The 19,480-nt window shown below is 59.9% G+C and carries 18 protein-coding genes; 6 read left to right on the top strand and 12 right to left on the bottom strand.

Annotation, left to right across the window (positions count from 1 at the left end; translation table 11 throughout):
- Nucleotides 1-119 precede the first annotated feature (119 nt).
- From purF to WFP06_RS06015, 3 genes are all read left to right on the top strand, one after another.
- On the top strand, nt 120-1,589 hold the full coding sequence (gene purF / locus WFP06_RS06025; RefSeq protein WP_336986320.1) for an amidophosphoribosyltransferase: 1,470 nt from the start codon (nt 120-122) through the stop codon (nt 1,587-1,589).
- Nucleotides 1,589-2,311, top strand: coding sequence for an SDR family NAD(P)-dependent oxidoreductase (locus WFP06_RS06020; RefSeq protein WP_336986319.1), 723 nt, complete (start codon nt 1,589-1,591; stop codon nt 2,309-2,311). Before purF ends, WFP06_RS06020 begins: the two co-directional genes overlap by 1 nt.
- 106 nt (nt 2,312-2,417) lie before the next feature.
- Nucleotides 2,418-2,762, top strand: coding sequence for a PilZ domain-containing protein (locus tag WFP06_RS06015; RefSeq protein WP_336986318.1), 345 nt, complete (start codon nt 2,418-2,420; stop codon nt 2,760-2,762).
- A 21-nt stretch (nt 2,763-2,783) separates the two neighbouring features.
- Here WFP06_RS06015 and WFP06_RS06010 read toward each other — a convergent pair whose 3' ends face one another.
- Genes WFP06_RS06010 through WFP06_RS05985 form a run of 6 tightly spaced genes read right to left on the bottom strand, consistent with a single transcriptional unit; the run spans nt 2,784 to nt 10,669 of the window.
- Entirely contained in the window at nt 2,784-3,968 is a 1,185-nt protein-coding gene (locus WFP06_RS06010; RefSeq protein WP_336986317.1) for a serine hydrolase domain-containing protein, read from the bottom strand.
- Nucleotides 3,961-5,232 (bottom strand): cyclopropane-fatty-acyl-phospholipid synthase family protein, encoded by a 1,272-nt coding sequence (locus tag WFP06_RS06005; protein ID WP_336986316.1) that lies wholly within the window; start codon nt 5,230-5,232, stop codon nt 3,961-3,963. Before WFP06_RS06005 ends, WFP06_RS06010 begins: the two co-directional genes overlap by 8 nt.
- 40 nt (nt 5,233-5,272) lie before the next feature.
- Nucleotides 5,273-6,661 carry a cryptochrome/photolyase family protein gene (locus WFP06_RS06000; RefSeq protein ID WP_336986315.1) on the bottom strand — a complete coding sequence of 463 codons (1,389 nt, stop codon included), beginning with the start codon at nt 6,659-6,661 and terminating at the stop codon, nt 5,273-5,275.
- A gap of 49 nt (nt 6,662-6,710) precedes the next feature.
- Nucleotides 6,711-7,691: a metal-dependent hydrolase gene (locus WFP06_RS05995; protein WP_336986314.1), complete on the bottom strand. Its 981-nt coding sequence runs from the start codon at nt 7,689-7,691 to the stop codon at nt 6,711-6,713.
- A 12-nt stretch (nt 7,692-7,703) separates the two neighbouring features.
- Nucleotides 7,704-8,741: a 2-oxoacid:ferredoxin oxidoreductase subunit beta gene (locus tag WFP06_RS05990; RefSeq protein WP_336986313.1), complete on the bottom strand. Its 1,038-nt coding sequence runs from the start codon at nt 8,739-8,741 to the stop codon at nt 7,704-7,706.
- The gene (locus WFP06_RS05985) at nt 8,738-10,669 is read right to left on the bottom strand and encodes a 2-oxoacid:acceptor oxidoreductase subunit alpha (protein ID WP_336986312.1); all 1,932 of its coding nucleotides are present in this window, start codon (nt 10,667-10,669) and stop codon (nt 8,738-8,740) included. Before WFP06_RS05985 ends, WFP06_RS05990 begins: the two co-directional genes overlap by 4 nt.
- A gap of 196 nt (nt 10,670-10,865) precedes the next feature.
- Here WFP06_RS05985 and WFP06_RS05980 point away from each other — a divergent pair, with 196 nt between their 5' ends.
- Together WFP06_RS05980 and WFP06_RS05975 are read left to right on the top strand one after the other, a co-directional pair.
- A complete protein-coding gene (locus tag WFP06_RS05980; protein ID WP_336986311.1) occupies nt 10,866-11,816 on the top strand; it encodes an alpha/beta hydrolase in 951 nt (316 codons plus the stop codon).
- Nucleotides 11,813-12,286, top strand: a complete 474-nt coding sequence (locus tag WFP06_RS05975) for an RNA pyrophosphohydrolase (RefSeq protein WP_336986310.1) — start codon at nt 11,813-11,815, stop codon at nt 12,284-12,286. Before WFP06_RS05980 ends, WFP06_RS05975 begins: the two co-directional genes overlap by 4 nt.
- Before the next feature lie 8 nt (nt 12,287-12,294).
- Here the strand turns inward: WFP06_RS05975 and WFP06_RS05970 are convergent, their stop codons facing one another.
- The 5 genes from WFP06_RS05970 to WFP06_RS05950 all read right to left on the bottom strand — a co-directional run bounded on the left by WFP06_RS05970 (nt 12,295) and on the right by WFP06_RS05950 (nt 17,024).
- Nucleotides 12,295-12,969 (bottom strand): glutathione S-transferase family protein, encoded by a 675-nt coding sequence (locus WFP06_RS05970; protein WP_336986309.1) that lies wholly within the window; start codon nt 12,967-12,969, stop codon nt 12,295-12,297.
- A 13-nt stretch (nt 12,970-12,982) separates the two neighbouring features.
- Complete coding sequence (locus WFP06_RS05965) at nt 12,983-13,486, bottom strand: tetratricopeptide repeat protein (RefSeq protein ID WP_336986308.1); 504 nt, start codon at nt 13,484-13,486, stop codon at nt 12,983-12,985.
- 62 nt (nt 13,487-13,548) lie between these two features.
- On the bottom strand, nt 13,549-14,727 hold the full coding sequence (locus WFP06_RS05960; RefSeq protein WP_336986307.1) for an RsmB/NOP family class I SAM-dependent RNA methyltransferase: 1,179 nt from the start codon (nt 14,725-14,727) through the stop codon (nt 13,549-13,551).
- Nucleotides 14,724-16,184: an IMP dehydrogenase gene (gene guaB / locus WFP06_RS05955; protein ID WP_336986306.1), complete on the bottom strand. Its 1,461-nt coding sequence runs from the start codon at nt 16,182-16,184 to the stop codon at nt 14,724-14,726. Before guaB ends, WFP06_RS05960 begins: the two co-directional genes overlap by 4 nt.
- Nucleotides 16,185-16,268: 84 nt before the next feature.
- Nucleotides 16,269-17,024 carry a 3-hydroxybutyrate dehydrogenase gene (locus WFP06_RS05950; protein ID WP_336986305.1) on the bottom strand — a complete coding sequence of 252 codons (756 nt, stop codon included), beginning with the start codon at nt 17,022-17,024 and terminating at the stop codon, nt 16,269-16,271.
- Nucleotides 17,025-17,130: 106 nt separating this feature from the next.
- On the opposite strand from WFP06_RS05950, the gene ypfJ reads away from it, so the two are divergent.
- A complete protein-coding gene (gene ypfJ, locus WFP06_RS05945) occupies nt 17,131-17,982 on the top strand; it encodes a KPN_02809 family neutral zinc metallopeptidase (protein ID WP_336986304.1) in 852 nt (283 codons plus the stop codon).
- 53 nt (nt 17,983-18,035) lie between these two features.
- Here ypfJ and creD read toward each other — a convergent pair whose 3' ends face one another.
- Nucleotides 18,036-19,433: a cell envelope integrity protein CreD gene (gene creD / locus WFP06_RS05940; protein WP_336986303.1), complete on the bottom strand. Its 1,398-nt coding sequence runs from the start codon at nt 19,431-19,433 to the stop codon at nt 18,036-18,038.
- Nucleotides 19,434-19,480: the final 47 nt, after the last annotated feature.

Below are 19,480 nucleotides of genomic sequence, written 5' to 3'. Positions count from 1 at the left end.
CGGACGCAGATTGCGATTTGGTCCGCAATAGTGTCACCGGCCGGGTAATCCGGCCTTGTAATGAAGCCGTAACATCGCCATTGGTCGCGCAAGGTCAATCTGGCTTGCGGCGGACCAAAATGAACCTCACCAATCCATTACTCGATTTGCATGGCGACAAGCTCCGCGAAGAATGCGGCGTGTTCGGCGCAATCAATGCGGTCGATGCATCTGCGGTTACCGCGCTGGGCCTCCATGCCTTGCAGCACCGCGGGCAGGAAGCTGCCGGGATTACCAGCTATGACGGTGAGGAATTCCATTCGCTGCGCGGCACCGGCCATGTCGCGGATAATTTCTCCACGTCCGAAGCGCTCGGTGTATTGCCCGGCAATATGGCAGCCGGTCATGTCAGATATTCGACCACCGGCGGCGCGGGCCTGCGTAATGTCCAGCCGCTGTATGCCGATCTGGCCGCTGGCGGTTTTGCAATCGCGCATAACGGAAATATCTCCAACGCGCGGCACCTGCGCGATGATCTGGTCCGGCGCGGTGCAATCTTCCAGTCAACCTCCGACACCGAGGTCATCATCCACCTTGTCGCCACCAGCCGTTATCCGACTTTGCTCGACCGGTTCGTGGATGCATTGCGGATGGTCGAAGGCGCATATTCTCTGGTGTGCATGACCAAGGAAGGCATGATTGCCTGCCGCGATCCGCTGGGCATCCGCCCGCTGGTGATGGGCCGGATCGGCGAGACGGTTATTTTTGCAAGCGAGACGGTGGCGCTGGATGTGGTGGGCGCGAAATTCGAACGGCAGGTGGAGCCCGGCGAACTGATCCAGGTCAATCATCAGGGCAATGTTTCGGTCCACCGGCCATTCGGCAATCACAAACCGCGCCCGTGCATTTTCGAACACGTCTATTTCAGCCGGCCGGATTCGATTTTCGATGGCCGCTCGGTTTACGAAGCGCGCAAGGCTATCGGAATGCAGCTGGCGATTGAAAACCATGTCGATGTCGATCTGGTCGTTCCCGTGCCCGACAGCGGGGTTCCCGCTGCAATCGGTTATGCCCAGCAATCGGGCGTACCGTTTGAACTGGGGATTATTCGCTCGCACTATGTCGGGCGCACATTTATCCAGCCATCGGACAGCGCGCGCCATTCAGGTGTGAAACGCAAACACAATGCCAATCGCGGGCTGGTCGCCGGCAAGCGGATCGTTTTGATAGACGATTCGATCGTGCGCGGGACAACCAGCCTCAAGATCGTCGAAATGATGCGCGAAGCGGGCGCCACCGAAGTCCATTTCCGCGTGGCCAGCCCGCCCACCGCGCATAGCTGCTTTTATGGTGTCGACACGCCCGAACGCTCAAAACTGCTTGCCGCGCGGATGGAATTGCAGGCGATGCAGCAATTCATCAAGGCGGACAGCCTCGCATTTGTCTCCATAGACGGGCTTTATCGCGCAGTAAGCGGTATCGAACGCGATAGCGCGCAACCGAAATATTGCGACGCCTGTTTCACCGGCGAATATCCCACCAGCCTGACCGATCACGCGGGTGACGACAGTCCCGCGCAATTACCATTTCCTGTAAACAAAGTCGCATAATGTCCAGAAATACCAAGATAATGCCGCTTGCCGGCCAGCTCGCCATTGTAACCGGCGCAAGCCGTGGCATCGGCGCCGCAACCGCGCTTGCTCTGGCCCGGGAGGGGGCGCATGTCGTGCTGACCGGCCGCGACGTCCGCGCACTGGAAAAAGTCGAAGACGAAGTCCATGCGCTGGGGGGCAATTCTACCATCGCGCCGCTTGATCTGTCCGAAGAAGACGGGATCGCGCGGTTGGCCGCGGCCATTTCGGGCCGCTGGGATACGCTGGATATTCTGGTGATTTCGGCCGCGACACTGCCCGCGCTGACGCCGGTTACCCAGATAACGCCCAAAAGTTTTGGACAGGCGCTGACTGTAAACGTGTTGGCGACACAGGCCTTGCTGGCCGCATTCGATCCGATGTTGAAGCGCAGCAAGGCTGGCCGTGTGATCGGGTTGACCAGCAGCGTGGGGTCACGGGCGCGGGCCTATTGGGGTGCGTATGGCTCGAGCAAGGCCGCGTTTGACAGCTTGCTGGAAAGTTACGCGCAAGAGGTTGAAAATATATCCGGAATCCGCGTGGCCATCGTCGATCCGGGCGCCACACGGACCGCGATGCGCGCCAAAGCCTATCCCGGTGAAGATCCCGCAACCGTCAAGGAGCCCGGGATCGTGGCCGACGCTATTCTGGAACTCCTGCAAACCGACTTCCCCACGCCCTGCAAAAAACGGGTCGGTTAAGACCGCTTAACCATCTTTGTCAGGGCCACGTAAACCTGCCCGCGCCACCGTGCGTTTAGCAATTTCGCAATCCCCTGCGGTTGCTTCAAGGTAGGAGGGGGCGCTGATGACCTTCGACGCACAGGACCGATACGAGATTGCGGCACAGGAAGATCGCTGTGCACCGCGCACGAGACTGTCGATCCCCGCACAATTGAGGGCATCGGGCGGCCGCGGGTTCCAGACTGTGATCCACGATCTGTCGATTTCGGGTTATTCCGGCGCGGCAATCAACCGCCTGCACACGGGTACGGTCTGCTGGCTTACCCTGCCCGGTCTGGAATCGCTGCAAGGGCAGGTTGTCTGGTGGGACAATTGCATGGTCGGCGTGGCCTTTACCGAATTGCTAAGCCCGATCGTCCATGACAATATCCTGGCCCGTTATCGCGGCGATGGCGGGTTTCGCCGCTAGAACGCAGTGCGCCTGACGCGGCTATTCGGCCTCGGCGATTTCCTGAACCAGCTTCAACCATTTGCGGCGATTATCCGAACTGCTTGCGGTGGACCAATTGCCGACAGCTGCGGCGACGATCTTTTCCGCAGGCATAATTGAAATTGCCTGGCCGAATATTCCCTGCGCGCCGAAATTGCCGCCCGGATAAGTCCACCACTGGTAGCCGTAACCATAGCCTGAACCATTGAAATCGACTTGCTGTCCGCCCGCTTCGCCAAACCATCCGTCAGGCACGATCCCCTCGCCGCCATCCAGCGCAAACTGGCCCAGCCGGGCATAATCCGCGAGGCGCAGCGACAGGCAGCAGCCACCGATGGTCCGCCCGGTCGGCTCGATCATCCAGAACATCGATGCTTCGAACCCTGCCGGATCGACGATTTTTGCCTTGGCGTATTCAGCCAGCTTCATGCCTGTGGCATTTTCCACGATCGCGCCCAGCAGATTGGTCTCGATGGTTTTATAGACAAACTTTTCGCCCGGCGGCGCTTCACGCGGCAGTGTCTTGAGCTGTGTGACAAGCGCATCATTTTCCGTGTCCGAAACCATCGCGGCCATTTTGGCAATGTCGCTATCGGGATCGGAGTAATCCTCGTTCCACGCCGCACCCGACGTCATGGTCGCAACCTGTTTTACCGTAACATCCTCATATATCGTCCCCTTCAACTCAGGGACGTAATCAGCCACGCTATCATCCAGACTGCCGATCAATCCGTCGCGCACTGCTGCGCCCAGCAATGTCGAGGTGAAACTTTTCGCCACCGAGAAACTGGTCCAGCGCTGCGTCGCATCGAACCCCAGCGAATAGGCTTCGTGCTGCAATTTGCCGTCTTGCAGAATCATCACGCCCGCAGAATTCGTCTCCAGCATGAAGCGGGCAATCTTCTGCTTCAGATCGGGGCTTAGACCTGCCCCCCGCTCAAGTTGACGCATGTTTTTTGCAGCCGGAACCTCATAACCGGGAAACCAGTTTTCCATCTGCCTGAAGCGTGTCTCGCGCTGCCCGGCCGTCCAGAACAGGACTTGCAAATCCTCGGGTGCGTGCTCCTGCGGCGGCATCCGCAGGGTTGCCGCCGGGCGGGCAACGGTTCCGGCGGGCGCGTCGCTATATTGCGCGCATCCGGGCAACATCATCGCTGCCATCAAAGGTATGAGGCGTTTAAGCATGCGTCGTTTCCTTCACCAATGTGACCTGATGCACGTCGATCCCGCCGCCGCGAAAACCGCCCTCGCAATAGGTCAGGTAATAGCGCCACAGCCGGATGAATTTCTGATCGAAACCCGCCGGAAGCTGGCCGGCATCGACCGCCTGTTCAAAATTTTCCCGCCAGATCCTGAGCGTTTCGGCGTAATCCATCCCGAAATCGGTCTGATCGGACCATGCCAGACCGCGCGCCTCGGCCAGCGCCCTGAACTCCGAATTGCGGATAAGCAGCCCACCGGGAAACACATAGGCCTGGATAAAATCGGCGCTGGAAGCATAGGCTTCGAACAAATCATCGCGGAACGAAATATACTGGATCGCGGCACGCCCGCCCGGTTTCAGGCACCGTGCGATCGTGTCCATGAATGTGGGCCAATATGCGCGCCCCAGCGCCTCCACCATTTCGCAGCTGGCGATGCTGTCAAACCGGCCCGCCACATCGCGGTAATCCTGTTTGAGATATTGGACCGAACCCTTGCCCGGCACGCGGTGGTCCCTGGCATAGGCCAGCTGTTCGTCCGACAGGCTGATCGCGGTGACATCGGCACCGAAATCATCCGCCAGATGCGCAGCCAGCGTGCCCCAACCGCAGCCGATTTCCAGCACCCTGTCATTCGGGGTGATTTCCAGCCTTTCAGCCAGCGCGGCAATTTTGCGGGTTTGTGCTGCGCCAAGCCGCGTTTCTCCGTCGCTGAACAGTCCGCTGGAATAGGCCATCGTCTCGCCCAGCCACGGACCGTAAAAATCATTCCCGAGATCATAATGTGCGTTGATATTGCGTTCGGACCCCGCGTGCGTGTTGCGGTTCAGCCAATGCGCGAACCGCATTCCGGCTCGCCAAAATCCCTTGGCGCGCCCGGCATCGCCAAGGCTGGCAGCATTAGCGTTGAACACCGCAAACACGGTAACCAGATCGGGCGTTTCCCATTCTCCCGCTTCCCAGGCCTGAAACCACCCGACCGATCCGGCAGTGGCAAGCCGGATCAATCCGCGCCAGTCATTCAGCTGGACCACAGCGTCGAATCCGGCTGCGCGTCCGCCCAACAGACGCGTCTCGCCATTGGGCAAATGCCCCAGGATCGAGCCGGTCTCCAGCCCCGCGTCGATCCGGTCCAGCAATTTGTGAAATCCGGGCGCAAGCAGCCGCGCAAAAATACCCGGCGAAGTGCCAAATTTGCGGCCGCCCCTGATAAGCCCGCCGCCCCGATTCAATCCCTGTGCGGTCATGGATTAACTATGCCCCGCAAGGCCCGTTGCGGCAAGCGGGTTAGCCCGACTTGTCCTTCATTTCGCGATATGCCGACAGCGCCCGTTCGCGCGCCTCCTTGTGACCGATGCGTTTTACCGGGTATTCCCCGCGCTTCTCATCCGCCGGATCGTGAATGTCGTCATCGGACAGCTCGGCCAGCTCGGGCACCCATTCACGGATATAATTTGCCGCATCGAATTTCTCCGACTGGCTGAGCGGCGCCATGATCCGTACGAACATATTGCTGTCCACGCCGGTTCCCGACACCCATTGCCAGTTGGTCCCGTTGCTGCCGTAATCGGCATCGACCAGCGTATCCCAGAACCAGCGTTCGCCATGCGTCCAGTCGATCAGCAGATGTTTGATCAGGAAGCTGGCGGTGATCATCCGCACACGGTTGTGCATCCACCCGGTCGCCCACAATTGGCGCATTCCGGCATCGACAATCGGATAGCCGGTGCGGCCGCGTTGCCAGGCATGCAAATCTTCATCGATCAGATGGCCGCGATTGGGATTGCGCCACACCTCGCCGTAACCATCACGGTAACTTTCGACCGGATATTTCGGAAACTGGCTGATGACATTCTGTGCATAGTCGCGCCAGATCAGCTCTTTTTCGTAGGTTTTCCAACCCTTGCTGCGCTTGTCCTTGAGCGCGTGCCAGATAGTAACCGGCGAAATTTCGCCCCAATGCAGATGGGGGGACAACCGGCTCGATCCATCCTGCGAGGGCAAATTGCGGCCCTCGTCATAGTCGGCGACGTCGTCTTCCCACTGGGCCAGACGCTCATGCGCTGCTGTCTCGCCCACACTCCAGAAATCGCGCATCCCGCCCGCCCAATCCGGCTGTGCCGGGAGCAGGTGCCAATCTGCCAACTCTTCGCTGTCAGGCCACGTATCCGGTAACGATATCGTATCGGGCTCAGGCAATGCATCACGCGGCGGAAACTCCTCCAGCGTGGCTTTCGAAAATGGCGTATAGATCTTATAGGGTGTGCCCGATCCGGTTTTTACCGCGCCCACGGGCAGTAAATAATTGCCATCGTAGAGCTGCAAGTCAGCTTCTCTGGCGAGCTTGGCCTCGGCATTGCGCCACCATGGCTCATAATGGCGGTTTGCATGGACCGGCGCGCCGCCAAGTTCCTTTGACAGCGCCGCAAGCTCGTCCGCCGCATCGCCGCGCCGCAGGATGATCCGCGAATTGTGCTTGCCCAGATCGCGCCCGAGCGATTCCAGTGAATGATGCAGCCACCAGCGCGATGCTCCGCCATATGCGTGGTGCTTGGGCGCATCATCGTCGAGCACATAAACCGGAACCACTGGCCCCACCTGAGCGGCGTGATAAAGCGCAGGCTGATCGGCAATGCGAAGATCGCGCCGGAGCCAGACTATTTGCGGTGTCGTCATGAATGCCCCTTTGTCATTGGGATAACGGGCCCAACGCTATTCGGGTTCCTTAGTCGAAACCGCAGTTTTCGGCCCCCGCCGGAACTTTAATCGAATGGCTGAACCTGTCACCTACCATGGGCGAAGCAAAGCGCCCGTCGCGGATCGTAGCGCGGCCGCCCTTGCGGTCGGGGACGACGTAAGGCGATCGTGACCAGAAAAGGAAAGCGGCCAGCTGTTTATCTGCCGGAGCGTATTTTCGCAATTCCTCCGGCCCCAGACATGACGGGCCTTGCGGCAAAAGGTAAACCGTCTCATCCGACAGGCCGCCAAAGGCGCTCCAGTCCTGTTGAGCCATGCCCATATAAACCGTCCCGTCAGCGTCGAAGACCATTTCGCGCTGCCAGAAAGTCAACGGCAGTGGATTGGCGATCACTTCGTTAAAATTGGTCGTTTTAAGAAAGGAAACTTTGGAAGCGTGGGTGATCGCTCCGTTTACCCCGATATACGCCAAACTTGCAGCAATCGCGATCCGCGCGGGCTTTCGCCAGTCGCCGCCGGTTTTTTTCTCCCGCCTAAGTGAGAACCATGTCGCAAAGCCCATTAGCGCCCACAGCCATACATCGATGATAAATAGCGTATCGCCATAAAACCATTGGCTGGAAAACGGTTCGAGCAGCCGGATGCCATAGACGTTGAGCCAATCCATCGCCGGATGGGTCAGACAGCCGATGAAACTCAGCAGGAACAGCCATTTGAAACTTACCGGAAGCCGACCCTCGGGCCGTTTCCCGCGCCCGGTCTGCCAGCGGTCAAAGCCATACAGCAGCCCCGCCAGCATCAGCGGCAGCAGCACCATCGCGGGCGGGCCATGCGTAATCCCGCGCCGGAAACCGAGATGTTCCACGCCCTCCAGCCAAAAGAAACACGCCGCGTCCACATCGGGCAAGTTCGCGCCGATAACCAGCGCGGGCATCGCCAGACCGGTTTTGCGCTTCAGCCCGGCCTGACCGAGCAAAGCGCCGACGAGCGAGTGTGTGAGATTATCCACGCAGCCTGCCGATCAATCGGCCGGATGCCCCTCGTCTGCTGCCACTGTCCAGGTTTGCCCCTTGGCCAGCAATTTTGCCAGATTGGCCTCCTTGCCGGCAGACGACCTGGCGCGTTCTTCGATAACCGCGCTTTCAAAGGTTTCGCGCGGATCATCATACAAAACCCCAAGCGCCATCGGAAACGGACCAAACGGCATTTCGATCAGCATATGGCAGACCGAACGGTTGGTCGCATCATGCACCAGCACGCCAGCCGCTTCCCAATTGCCATCCACCACATCGACGACTTTGAGCGCGAGCGCGTCACGGTCGAGCGCAATGCCCTTGGCGCCGCCAGCAAACAGCATCGGCTCCGCGTTGGACAACCATAGCTGGCGGTCCTCCGCCCCCTTGGGCGCGGCGAAATCGTTGAACACATCCTTGTTATAGACGATGCAGTTCTGGAAAATCTCGATAAATGCAGCACCCTGGTGGGCATGGGCAGCTTTCAGAACATCAGGCAGGTTTTTCGATACATCGAACCCGCGCCCGATGAAGCGCGCGCCCGAACCCAGCGCAAAAGCGCAAGGATTGGCTGGATGGTCGTAAGAACCAATCGGGGTCGAGGGGCTTTTGGTGCCTTCGCGGCTGGTAGGCGATGATTGTCCCTTCGTCAGGCCGTAAATCTCGTTGTTGAACAGCATGATCTGCATATTCACATTGCGGCGCAGCACGTGCATCATGTGATTGCCGCCGATCGACAGCCCGTCACCATCACCCGTCACCAGCCACACGTCGAGATCTGGATTGGCCAGTTTAACGCCTGTGGCCACCGCAGGCGCACGCCCGTGGATCGTATGGAAGCCGTATGTTTCCATGTAATAGGGGAACCGGCTGGAGCAGCCGATACCGCTGATGAACACCGTGTTCGAAGGATCAGCACCAAGCTGCGGCAACGTGCGCTGCACAGCCTTCAGGATCGCATAATCCCCGCAGCCGGGGCACCAGCGGACTTCCTGATCGGTTTCCCAATCTTTCAGCGTGGTCTCGAATTTAACCGGTGCGTTCATGCGTCCAACTCCGGGCTGGGTAATTGTGTCTTGTTCACTTCGACCTGACCGCCTTCATTGTCCGGCACTCCGTCGAAAAACTTGCCGATGGCTTCTTCCAGCTCGGCGATGGCGAAGGGTTGTCCACTGGTCTTGGTCAGCGGCTGCGCATCCACCAGGAATTGATCGCGCAGCACGGTTTTGAACTGGCCGGTATTCATTTCGGGCACCAGCACATGGTCATAGCTGTGCAGCAGTTCGCCAAGGTTTTCAGGCAGCGGCCAGATGTGGCGCACATGGATATGGCTGACGTCGAGCCCTTTATTGCGCGAATTGTCCACTGCGCGGCGGATCGGGCCAAAAGTCGATCCCCAGCCCACGACCGCAAGTTTTCCGGAAGTTTCGCCCAGCGAAACCTCCTGATCGGGCACATCGATACCCAGCACCTTCTGGCTGCGCGCGTCGGTCATCGCCTGATGGTTGTCCGGCGCATAATCGATGTGGCCGGTATCGACCTGTTTTTCGATTCCGCCGATACGGTGCATCAAACCGGGCGTACCCGGCTTGATCCACGGTCGCGCACCCCTGGCATCGCGTTTGTATGGCAACAGCGTATCGCCTGCGTTCTTTTCCTGCAGGAACTTGGCCGGAAACGGTTTGAATGTCGCGGGATCGGGCACCGGCCATGGTTCGGAGGCATTGGCAATATAACCATCGGTCAACAGCATAACGGGCGTCATATATTGCGTCGCAATCCGGCACGCCTCGATCGCGCATTCAAACGCGTCGCCCGGGCTGCTGCAGGATACGACCGGCATCGGCGCATCGCCGTTGCGGCCATACACCGCCTGATACAGATCGCTTTGTTCGGTCTTGGTGGGAAGGCCGGTGGAAGGTCCGCCGCGCTGGCTGTTGACGATAACCAGCGGAAGCTCGGTCATGATCGCGAGGCCCATCGCTTCGGTTTTGAGCGCGATGCCGGGGCCGGACGACGAGGTAACCCCCAACTGCCCCGCATAGGATGCACCGATGGAGGCGCAAATCGCGGCGATTTCGTCTTCGGCCTGGAACGTCGTAACGCCAAATTCCTTGAGCCGCGCCAGATGGTGCAGGATCGCCGAGGCCGGCGTGATCGGATAACCACCGAAAAACAGCGACAGTTCGGACAATTGTGCACCCGCAACCAGCCCGAGCGAGATCGCTTCGGCGCCGTTGATGGTGCGGTAAAGACCCGGCTTGCTTTCTACCCGATCGACGTGAACCTGCTTCAGCGGTCCGGTCAGTTCAGCCGTTTCGCCGTAAGCATGGCCGGCATTGAGCGCAGCAATATTGGCGCCGGCAATGTCGGGTTTGGTTTTGAACTTGGTTTTCAGCCAGTTTTCGATCGGCGCGCGTTCGCGGTCGAACATCCACAGCGCAAGGCCCAGCGTCCACATATTCTTGGACCGCAGCGCATCCTTGTTGCCCAGGCCAAACGGTTTGACCGCTTCGATTGTCAGCGCGCTGATATCGAAAGCCAGCACTTCCCATTTCGCCAGCGTATCATCGTCCAGCGGGCTGACATCATATTTGGCCTTATCAAGGTTGCGTTTGGTAAATTCGCCCGTGTCGATGATTACCAGACCGCCGGGTTTCAGCGATGCGAGATTTACCTTGAGCGCGGCGGGGTTCATCGCCACCAGCACATCGGGCGCATCCCCCGCAGTGTTTATCTCGCGGCTGCCGAAATTGATCTGGAATGCGGAAACGCCAAACAGCGTGCCCTGCGGTGCGCGGATTTCAGCCGGAAAGTCGGGGAATGTGGCGAGATCGTTACCCGCCAGTGCGGTGGACAGCGTGAATTGTCCGCCCGTCAATTGCATTCCGTCGCCGCTATCACCGGCGAAGCGGACAACAACCGCCTCCGGTGAAGTATCGGTTACCGGTCTGTCAGCCGCTTGCGTCGCCATTAATCACCTTCAGTTGCACACCCGGGATAAATGCCGGAATAAGTGAGGGTGCGCTGTATCACATATTGCGAGGGTGCCTATGGGCCTTGCCTCTCTCCCGCAAACAAGTTTTTCTCCCCTAGGCACAAAATGTCGAGTGGAAAAGCGCAAGCGGGGGGCCTAGGCTTCGCTTCAAGATAGCAGGAGAGAGTGATCCATGGCCGAAAACGAACCTTATATACGCGATGAAGTGCGTGCGTTTCTGGACACGCTTGCAGCGATGAACGGGCCGGCAATTACCGAAATGTCGCTGGAAGAAGCACGGATGGCTTATGCTGCGCTGCACGCGATGGCTGACCGCCCTGCCCGCGACCTTGCTGTGATCAGGGATGCGATATGCCCCGGCCCGGCGGGCGAAATACCGCTACGGATTTATGATGCACGCGAAACCCGCGAGGCCGGTCCGGTGGTGATGTTCTACCATGGCGGCGGGTTCGTGATCGGCGATCTCGAAACGCATCACAATCTGTGCACCGAACTGGCGGCGGAGTTCGATCTGCCCGTGGTGGCGGTGGATTACCGGCTCGCGCCCGAACATCCCTATCCCGCTGCGGTCGATGATGCCGAAGCGGCCACCCGCTGGGTCGCCGCCAGCCCGGCTGAACTCGGCAGCACTTGCACCGGCCTGATCACCTTTGGTGACAGCGCGGGCGGCAATCTGGCAATTGTTGTCCCGCAGGCGCTTGTCGCGCAGCCTGCCAATGTGCCGGTGCTGGTGCAGGTTGCGGTCTATCCGCTGGCCAGCGATGTCGCAGACGCTGAAAGCATCAAGCATTTTGCCGACGGATATGTGCTGACTGCTTTGGCGGTAGATTTCTTCGACCGTGCTTATGCGGGCGATAAAAACGACAGCCGGACGCTGCCGATCCTGGGCGATTTGTCTGCCTCGCCGCCGACAATTGTTGCCACCGCAAGCCTGGATCCGATCCGCGATTCAGGGCGCGATTATACCGCTGCGCTGAAAGAACACGGCGTCGATGTCGAATTTCTGGAAATGGAGGGAATGACCCACAGCTTCTTGAATTTGCGGCAAGCCTTGCCAAGTGCGCAGGACGACACGGTGCGGGTTATCGCAGCGACCAAGGCCATGCTGGAGAAATATTCATGACACCGACCCAATACCGCCCCTGCGTGGGCGTGATGTTGGTGAACCGCAACGGCCACGCGTTTGTCGGGCAGCGGATCGACAACCGCGAGGGCGACTTCTGGCAAATGCCGCAAGGCGGGGTCGATACGGGCGAAGATATGGAAGCGGCTGCGCTGCGCGAACTGGCCGAAGAAACCGGCGTGACCGCCGATATGGTAACGGTTTTGCAGCGAACCGCGCAGCCGATCCGCTATGATTTGCCCGAAGAACTGGTCGGCAAATTGTGGAAAGGCCAATATCGCGGGCAGGAACAGGTGTGGTTCCTCATGCGCTTTAACGGTGATGATGCGCAGGTCGATCTGGCGGCGCATGATCCGGCTGAATTCTGCGCGTTCAAATGGGTCGAAACCAGCGCGCTGGAGGATTTGATAGTCCCGTTCAAGAAGCGTGTTTACCGTTCCGTTGTCGAAGAATTCAGCGCGCTGGTCTGACCCCCGGATTAAATCGCGAAGGCGACAGTCGGGCGGTCATCGATCTTGCGCGCTGATTTGTAGGACGGCAGCGCTTCGACACGGCCGAACCAGGCCATCGCATTGGGATGCGCCGCATCCAGCCCGCCGCGGTCGCGCAACGCTTCCATCGGATAACTCATCGTGATGTCCGCCGCTGTCACCTGATCGCCGCCAAACCACGGTGCGGTGCCCAGATCGCTTTCGATCTTTGCAATCAGCGCGGCATTGCGCGGGCCGGTAAATGCCTTGCGCGCCTGCCCAAACACCGCGCCCAGCAATTTGCTGATCGGCCAAGGGCTGCGGCTTTCAAGCACCCGCATGATCATTTCAATTCCGCCATTGGCCATCAGCGAACCCTGCGAGGCATGAAACCAGAACAAATGCCGCGCGCGGTGCGGGCTATCGGCGGCAGGCCTGAGCGGGCTACCCGGATGCTGGTCCAGTATATAGTCGATGATCGCGTTGCTTTCCGCCAGCGCCAGATCGCCGTCGGTGATTACCGGCGCAGTGCCCAGCGGCGAGATCTTTTTATATTCTGCCGGAGCCAGATTGGATTGCGGATCGCGATTATAGAGCTTCAGTTCATATTTCGCGCCCAGTTCTTCGAGCAGCCACAGAATGCGGAAAGACTGTGAATATTCAAGGTGATGCAAGGTGATCATATCAACGCGGCCTTCAATTCTGGGTGACGACAGGTTCGGGCATCACGCTTTCTGCGGCCAGAGTTCGCGGCTGCGGTGCCTGCGCGATCGCTGCTGCCAACTGGCGGGTTTCGGCGCAGTTCGAACCGCACACACTTTCCAGTTTGGCCAGCGTCGCGCGCGCTTTTTCCACCGCGCCTTTTTCCAGCATCGCCCTTCCGACACCGGCCATCGCAACCAGATTATCCGGATCGCGTTCCAAAGCCTCGCGGTACAGTGCGATGGCTTTGCCGGGCAATCCTTCGCGCCGGGCCGCTTCTGCCAGATCGATGAAAATCGGCGTATACGCCGGATCGGCCGCCAGGGCTGCCTCGAATGCGTCCACTGCACGCTGTGTATCGCCGGCGGCAAGCGCGCCGCGGCCTTCGGCAACCAGCGCGGCGGCACGCGGATCGGCAACCAGCTGGGCACTCTGGCCGACGCTGGCGGTGACGGCAAACATGAGCGAGAGAGCGGCGGCTGCAGGAGCGAAACGCATAATTATGTCCTTGGCGCTGGATCGGCCGTTATGTGTGGCGGTTGCCATAGATCACAAGGTTATCACGCTGAAGTGAGCTGCGCGATGAAAAATCCGTCAGTGCCGTCATGCATCGGTGTGAGGCGCGTGCCCTTACCGCGAGGGCGGCCTGCGGGAAGATCGAGGGGGGCCGCGCTCCACCGGTCATTGGCGCGCAGGAATGCATCGATCTGGTCGGCACCTTCCTCGTCCAGCAGGGAACACGTCACATAGATCAATCTGCCGCCGGGGCGAACCAGCTGCGCAGCGATACCCAGCAGGCGTGCCTGCGATTCGAGCAGCTTTTCAAACCGCTGGTCGCCCAGGCGCCAACGCGCTTCGGGGTTTCGCCGCCAGGTTCCCGTGCCCGAACATGGCGCATCGACCAGCACAGCATCAGCCTTGCCGCGGTAATCCGCCAACCGTTCCAGTTCCCTGCCCGGATCAAGCAGGATCGGTTCGATTATGGCCGTGCCGGATCGCCGTGCGCGCGGCTCCAGTTTCGACAGCCGCCCGCGGTCGATATCCGCCGCAACCAGCCAGCCCTTATTCTCCATCGCCGCAGCCAGTCCGATGGTTTTGCCCCCGGCCCCCGCGCACAAATCGACGATTGCCTCACCCGGACGCGCGGCGACCGCACCGCATGCAAGCTGGCTGCCGCCGTCCTGCACTTCGATCTGCCCCTGTTTCCACGCGTCCCATTGTTCGACATTGGTGCCGGACGGGAAACGCAGGCCGTTGGGCGCTGCCAGATGCTCCCCGGCCTCGGGCAAATCGATCAGATGGCGCGCGGATTTCAAGGTGTTGACCCGAATATCGAGCGGTGCGCGCTCAAGCAAAGCGGCAGCTTCGTCGCCCGCGATATCCGACTTCGCCAGAGCCTGCTCGAGCCAATCGGGCGCGATACCGCCAACAGCTGCAATCTCGGCAGCCCCCACTGGTGCAGGGCCATGTCCGTCCCCGTCGAACAACGGCAGAATGGTATCGTCCAGTTCGGCAAGGCGAAGCATCGCAGCGCGGCCGGATTCGGGCACCGGACCACACGCACGGATCGCGGAATAAACCATCTCTCGCACCGCGCGGCGGTCTTTCGATCCGGCATAACGGCGCAGCTTGAAATAATCGGCAATCAGCCGGTCAGCCGGCGATCCACCGCTGCGCGCAGCAGCGATGATGGAATCCAGCAGCTCGATTGCCGCCTGAACGCGGGCAGATGGCCTCATCGCGTGGGGTAATTCGGGGCTTCGCGGGTGATCGCGACGTCATGCACATGGCTTTCGCTCAGACCCGAATTGGTGATCTGGACGAATTGCGCGCGCTTTTGCAGATCGGCAATCGTGGCAGAGCCGGTGTAACCCATCGCCGCCTTCACCCCGCCAACCAGCTGGTGGACGACATCCTTGGCGGTGCCCTTGAACGGTACCTGCCCTTCGATCCCTTCGGGCACCAGTTTCATCTGGTCCGACACGTCCTGCTGGAAATAGCGGTCGGCGCTGCCGCGCGCCATCGCGCCGACGCTGCCCATACCGCGGTAGCTTTTGTAGCGGCGCCCCTGGTACAGGAATGTCTCGCCCGGCGCTTCTTCGGTGCCCGCCAGCATCGACCCGATCATGATCGTGCTGGCCCCCGCAGCCAGCGCTTTGGCGGCATCACCCGATGTCCGCAGCCCGCCATCGGCGATAATCGGGATGCCCGATTTGGCGGCTTCTTCGGCGCTTTCCATAATCGCGGTCAGCTGCGGGACGCCCACACCCGCAACAATCCGCGTAGTGCAGATCGATCCGGGACCGATCCCGACTTTCACCCCGTCTGCACCGGCATCGATCAAAGACCGGGTTGCTTCGGCAGTGGCGACGTTACCGGCGATGATCTGGACGTTGCCCGCCAGTTTCTTGGCCCGTTCCACCGCGCGCGCGACTTCCTTGTTGTGACCATGAGCCGTGTCGATAATAATGACATCGCATTCGGCATCGATCAGCGCCTCGGTGCGGGCAAAGCCCTTGTCCCCCACCGTGGTCGCCGCCGCGACGCGCAGCCGGCCCGTGCCATCCTTCGTCGCGTGAGGGTAATTGACCGCTTTTTCGATGTCCTTGACCGTGATCAGTCCGACGCAGCGGTACTGGTCATCCACAACCAGCAGTTTTTCGATCCGGTGACGGTGCAGCTCGCGGCGCGCTTCTTCCTGACTGACACCAAGGCCGACAGTGACAATATCGTCGCTGGTCATCAGTTCGCTGACCATTTGCGCAGGATTTTCCGCGAAGCGCACGTCGCGGTTTGTGACGATCCCGACCAGCTTGCCGCTTTTAGGCTCGACCACGGGGATGCCGCTGATCTTGTTCCTGGTCATTAACGCTATGGCTTCGCCCAGCGTGGCGTCCGGCGCGATGGTAATCGGATTGACGACCATCCCGCTTTCGAACCGCTTCACCATGCGAACCGCAGCGGCCTGCTCGTCAATTTCCAGATTGCGGTGGAGGACACCGATCCCGCCCAGCTGGGCCATCAAAATGGCCATGTCGCTTTCGGTGACTGTATCCATTGCCGCCGACAGCACAGGAATGTTCAGATTGATATCACGCGTCAGCTTGGTCTGGGTGTTCGCCATGCTTGGCAGAATGTCGCTCTCGGCGGGGCGCAGCAGCACGTCGTCGAAGGTCAGACCGATTGGGATTTGCATGACTGCCACTTTCGCATTCGTCGATTGATTCGTGGCGGACCATGTAAACGCGGTGTGTGACAGATAATAGAGGGTGTGGACGCTTTATTCCGCGGTCCACCCGCCATCGATGCTGTGATTGGAGCCGGTTATGTTACCGGCTTCCTCGCGGCAGAGGAACAGCGCAAAAGCGGCAACCTCGTGCGGCTGGACGAACCGCTTGGTCGGTTGTTTGGCCAAAAGAACATCGTTGATAACTTGTTCGCGGGTCAGCCCGCGCGCCTTCATCGTATCGGGGATCTGGTTTTCGATCAGCGTGGTCCAGACATATCCCGGGCTGATGCAATTGGCTGTAACGCCCGTTTGCGCCAATTCCAGCGCCACAGTTTTCGTAAACCCGACCAGCCCGTGTTTGGTGGCGTTATAGGCACTTTTGAACGGCGATGCGGTCAGCGAATGTGCGCTGGCGGTGTTGATCAACCTGCCCCATCCGGTTTTTTTCATATGCGGCACTGCATGGCGGGTGGTGTGAAACGGCGCTGTCAGGTTGAGCGCGATCACCTGATCCCATTTTTCGGGCGGAAAATCTTCAACCGGCGCGACGTGCTGCATTCCGGCATTGTTGATCAGAATATCCACCGGCCCGGCTTGCGCCATCATATCCGCAATGGCGGCGGCATCGGTGAGATCGGCGGCAAAATGCCGGGCTGATAGTTCGCTGCACAGCGCGGCGATTTCACCGGCGTCGCCAAATCCGTTCAAAGCGACTTCTGCACCCTCGGCAAACAGCGCGCGCGCCATGGCCAGTCCGATACCCGATGTTGACCCGGTGATGAGTGCCCGCTTGCCCTTGAGGAACATTTGCAATCTCCTGCGAATTAGTTAGCTGTAACAACAACAAACGGCTTTTGCCGTAACACCGGCCGCTGTCCAGTAGTCACAGTCTGCGCCGAAAGGGAGGAATTCTATGCGTCTCAACCCATTCAACACCAGTAATATCCGTGTGCGGCAGGGCGGAGGCGGTGGTTTCCCCGGTGGCGGCGGTGGTAAACTGGGTTGCGGAAGTATCGTAATCGCGATTCTGGCCGCGCTGATATTCGGGGTTGATCCGGCGCAAATGCTCGGCACCATCGAACAAAGCCAGCAGCAAAGCGGCGGGCCCGTCGCCGGCTCGCAAAGCGAAACCGACATCTGTACGCAGAATGCCTACGCTGCCGAGGGTTGTGCAGCTCTGGATTCGCTCAACACCACCTGGGCACCGCTTTTCCAGCAAGCCGGCATAACATTCCGGGATCCGCTGTTGACCTATTACACAGGCGGCACGAACTCCGGCTGCGGAAGCGCGCAAAGCGCAATGGGCCCGTTTTATTGCCCCGGTGATGAGGGTATCTACATCGACACCGCCTTCTTCCAGCAAATGGAACAGCAGATGGGTGCCGGTGGTGATTTCGCGCGCGTCTATGTGATGGCGCACGAATATGGCCACCATATCCAGAAGCTGACCGGTGTCGCGGGCCAGATCCGCAGCGCGCAGCAGCAAAATCCGCGTGCGGCCAACCAGTTGCAGGTCCGCATGGAATTGCAGGCTGACTGCTATGCCGGCGTGTGGGCAGGCCTGAACCGCAACCTGATCGAGCGCGGCGACATCGAGGAAGGCATGCGCGCCGCCAATGCCATCGGTGATGACACGCTGACGGGTGGCCGCGCCAATCCCGAAAGTTTCACGCATGGCAGCAGCGCGCAGCGGATGCAGGCATTGCGCGACGGTATCCAGGCAGCCGATGATACGGTTTGCGACCGTTACGTGCAGATGCGCTGAACCGGATGGCGGCCCTGTCCTGCCGGACGGGCCGCCCCATCGGTGAACGCGGGTTATACGGCTTCGGCGTAGCCTTCGGGTGACTGGCCTATATCAGACCAGTCGATCCGGCGCGTGGCGTACATGACCGCGGCAAGCGCAGCGAACAAAAGCAGCGAACCGATCATCAGCGACCACGCTTCCAGGCTCAGCAGAACGTAAAGCAGCGCATAAAGCCCCGCAAGCATCCCGCCGATGACTCTCGCCCTCAGCCAACTGCCCAGCACTGCCGCGCTGTAAGCGGTCAGCAGGCCGATGATCGCCGCACTTGCGACAAGATAGGCGAGCGCAAAACCGATAACCTCGGCAAATGCGAGCAACATGACGAAAAACAGCACCAGCCCGGTACCCGTCAGCAGATATTCTGCCGCTGCCACACGCGCGCCTGCGACGATATCGAACATCAGATAGGTCAGAAAGGTAAAGCCGATGAACAGGAAGCCGTATTTCACCGACCGGTCTATGCGGCTGTAAAGATCAACCGGATCGGTCAATCCGACAGAGGCAACCATGCTGATACCGGGACGCGCGGCGCCCTCTATCATGGCTTCTTCGACCATCACATCGCTGCCCGAGAACATGGGCGGTCCCGGGTCATGCGTCATGACCAGTGCTTGCCCCAGCGCCAAATTGGAAATGTCATAGCTTGCTTCGAACCCGCTATCGCTGATGGCCGGATCAGGCGGCAGGAAGCTGCCGCCGAAATTCGGGTGCGCCCAGGGTGATGCAATATCGATTTTGGTTTGCCCGCCGCGCGGAACCAGCCCGAGCGAGCGGCTGCCTTGCAGATCATAACTCCAGACAATATCCAGCGCGCGTTCGCCGTCCCAATCAAGCTGTCCGAAGAATCCCGAACCATTGCTGGCGGCAACACCCTTGCCCGGTAGCAGTGCCATTTTACTGCCTCCACTCGTCACATTGGCGGCGCTTTGCAAACCGCGCGGATCGGATATGCCGAACCGCAGTTCAGCCTCATCCAGAATCAGTTGATCGCGCTGCACCCCGAACTGTTCGAAATCTTCAGGCAAGACAAAGTTTGCGCGGCCGGACAGATCGGCTGTGTAGATCACCGTCTCGTAAATCGATTTCTTTTTGGTGTCGGGTTCCAGCTCCGCGCGCATTGTCTGGCTGGCTGGCGACAGAAACAATTCGCTGCGGACCGTTGCCGTCCGCGTGACCGACTTGCCATCGACGATGCTTATCTGTTCGTTCTGTTCGCGGTACGGGATGGCTATGACGGGGCCGGACACTGTCTGCGGCCCGCCCCAGCCCGCCACGATGGCGCTTTGTGCGATGCGCGACTGGGCCTCGCGGTCGCTGACCAGACCGTACACCACCAGCAAGGGGACGCTGAGCGCCGCCGCAATCAGAATGGCAAAAACCAGCTTTATCCCCGGAGTGCGTTGGTGCATCGGATTCCCTCATCTGAAGAGATGAACCGTGCAATACTAGCGACGAA

It is taken from the genome of Altererythrobacter aquiaggeris, from assembly GCF_037154015.1.
In the GTDB taxonomy this organism is placed as follows: domain Bacteria; phylum Pseudomonadota; class Alphaproteobacteria; order Sphingomonadales; family Sphingomonadaceae; genus Aestuarierythrobacter; species Aestuarierythrobacter aquiaggeris.
The sequence above is the reverse complement of the archived record's forward strand: the minus strand, read 5'-3'. Positions and strand labels throughout refer to the sequence as shown.

What these genes read in the sequence shown, in the direction of transcription:
- purF (WP_336986320.1), top strand. Translation starts at nt 120, where the DNA reads ATGAACCTCACCAATCCATTACTCGATTTGCATGGCGACAAGCTCCGC.
- WFP06_RS06020 (WP_336986319.1), top strand. Translation starts at nt 1,589, where the DNA reads ATGTCCAGAAATACCAAGATAATGCCGCTTGCCGGCCAGCTCGCCATT.
- WFP06_RS06015 (WP_336986318.1), top strand. Translation starts at nt 2,418, where the DNA reads ATGACCTTCGACGCACAGGACCGATACGAGATTGCGGCACAGGAAGAT.
- WFP06_RS06010 (WP_336986317.1), bottom strand. Translation starts at nt 3,968, where the DNA reads ATGCTTAAACGCCTCATACCTTTGATGGCAGCGATGATGTTGCCCGGA.
- WFP06_RS06005 (WP_336986316.1), bottom strand. Translation starts at nt 5,232, where the DNA reads ATGACCGCACAGGGATTGAATCGGGGCGGCGGGCTTATCAGGGGCGGC.
- WFP06_RS06000 (WP_336986315.1), bottom strand. Translation starts at nt 6,661, where the DNA reads ATGACGACACCGCAAATAGTCTGGCTCCGGCGCGATCTTCGCATTGCC.
- WFP06_RS05990 (WP_336986313.1), bottom strand. Translation starts at nt 8,741, where the DNA reads ATGAACGCACCGGTTAAATTCGAGACCACGCTGAAAGATTGGGAAACC.
- WFP06_RS05985 (WP_336986312.1), bottom strand. Translation starts at nt 10,669, where the DNA reads ATGGCGACGCAAGCGGCTGACAGACCGGTAACCGATACTTCACCGGAG.
- WFP06_RS05980 (WP_336986311.1), top strand. Translation starts at nt 10,866, where the DNA reads ATGGCCGAAAACGAACCTTATATACGCGATGAAGTGCGTGCGTTTCTG.
- WFP06_RS05975 (WP_336986310.1), top strand. Translation starts at nt 11,813, where the DNA reads ATGACACCGACCCAATACCGCCCCTGCGTGGGCGTGATGTTGGTGAAC.
- WFP06_RS05970 (WP_336986309.1), bottom strand. Translation starts at nt 12,969, where the DNA reads ATGATCACCTTGCATCACCTTGAATATTCACAGTCTTTCCGCATTCTG.
- WFP06_RS05965 (WP_336986308.1), bottom strand. Translation starts at nt 13,486, where the DNA reads ATGCGTTTCGCTCCTGCAGCCGCCGCTCTCTCGCTCATGTTTGCCGTC.
- WFP06_RS05960 (WP_336986307.1), bottom strand. Translation starts at nt 14,727, where the DNA reads ATGAGGCCATCTGCCCGCGTTCAGGCGGCAATCGAGCTGCTGGATTCC.
- guaB (WP_336986306.1), bottom strand. Translation starts at nt 16,184, where the DNA reads ATGCAAATCCCAATCGGTCTGACCTTCGACGACGTGCTGCTGCGCCCC.
- WFP06_RS05950 (WP_336986305.1), bottom strand. Translation starts at nt 17,024, where the DNA reads ATGTTCCTCAAGGGCAAGCGGGCACTCATCACCGGGTCAACATCGGGT.
- ypfJ (WP_336986304.1), top strand. Translation starts at nt 17,131, where the DNA reads ATGCGTCTCAACCCATTCAACACCAGTAATATCCGTGTGCGGCAGGGC.
- creD (WP_336986303.1), bottom strand. Translation starts at nt 19,433, where the DNA reads ATGCACCAACGCACTCCGGGGATAAAGCTGGTTTTTGCCATTCTGATT.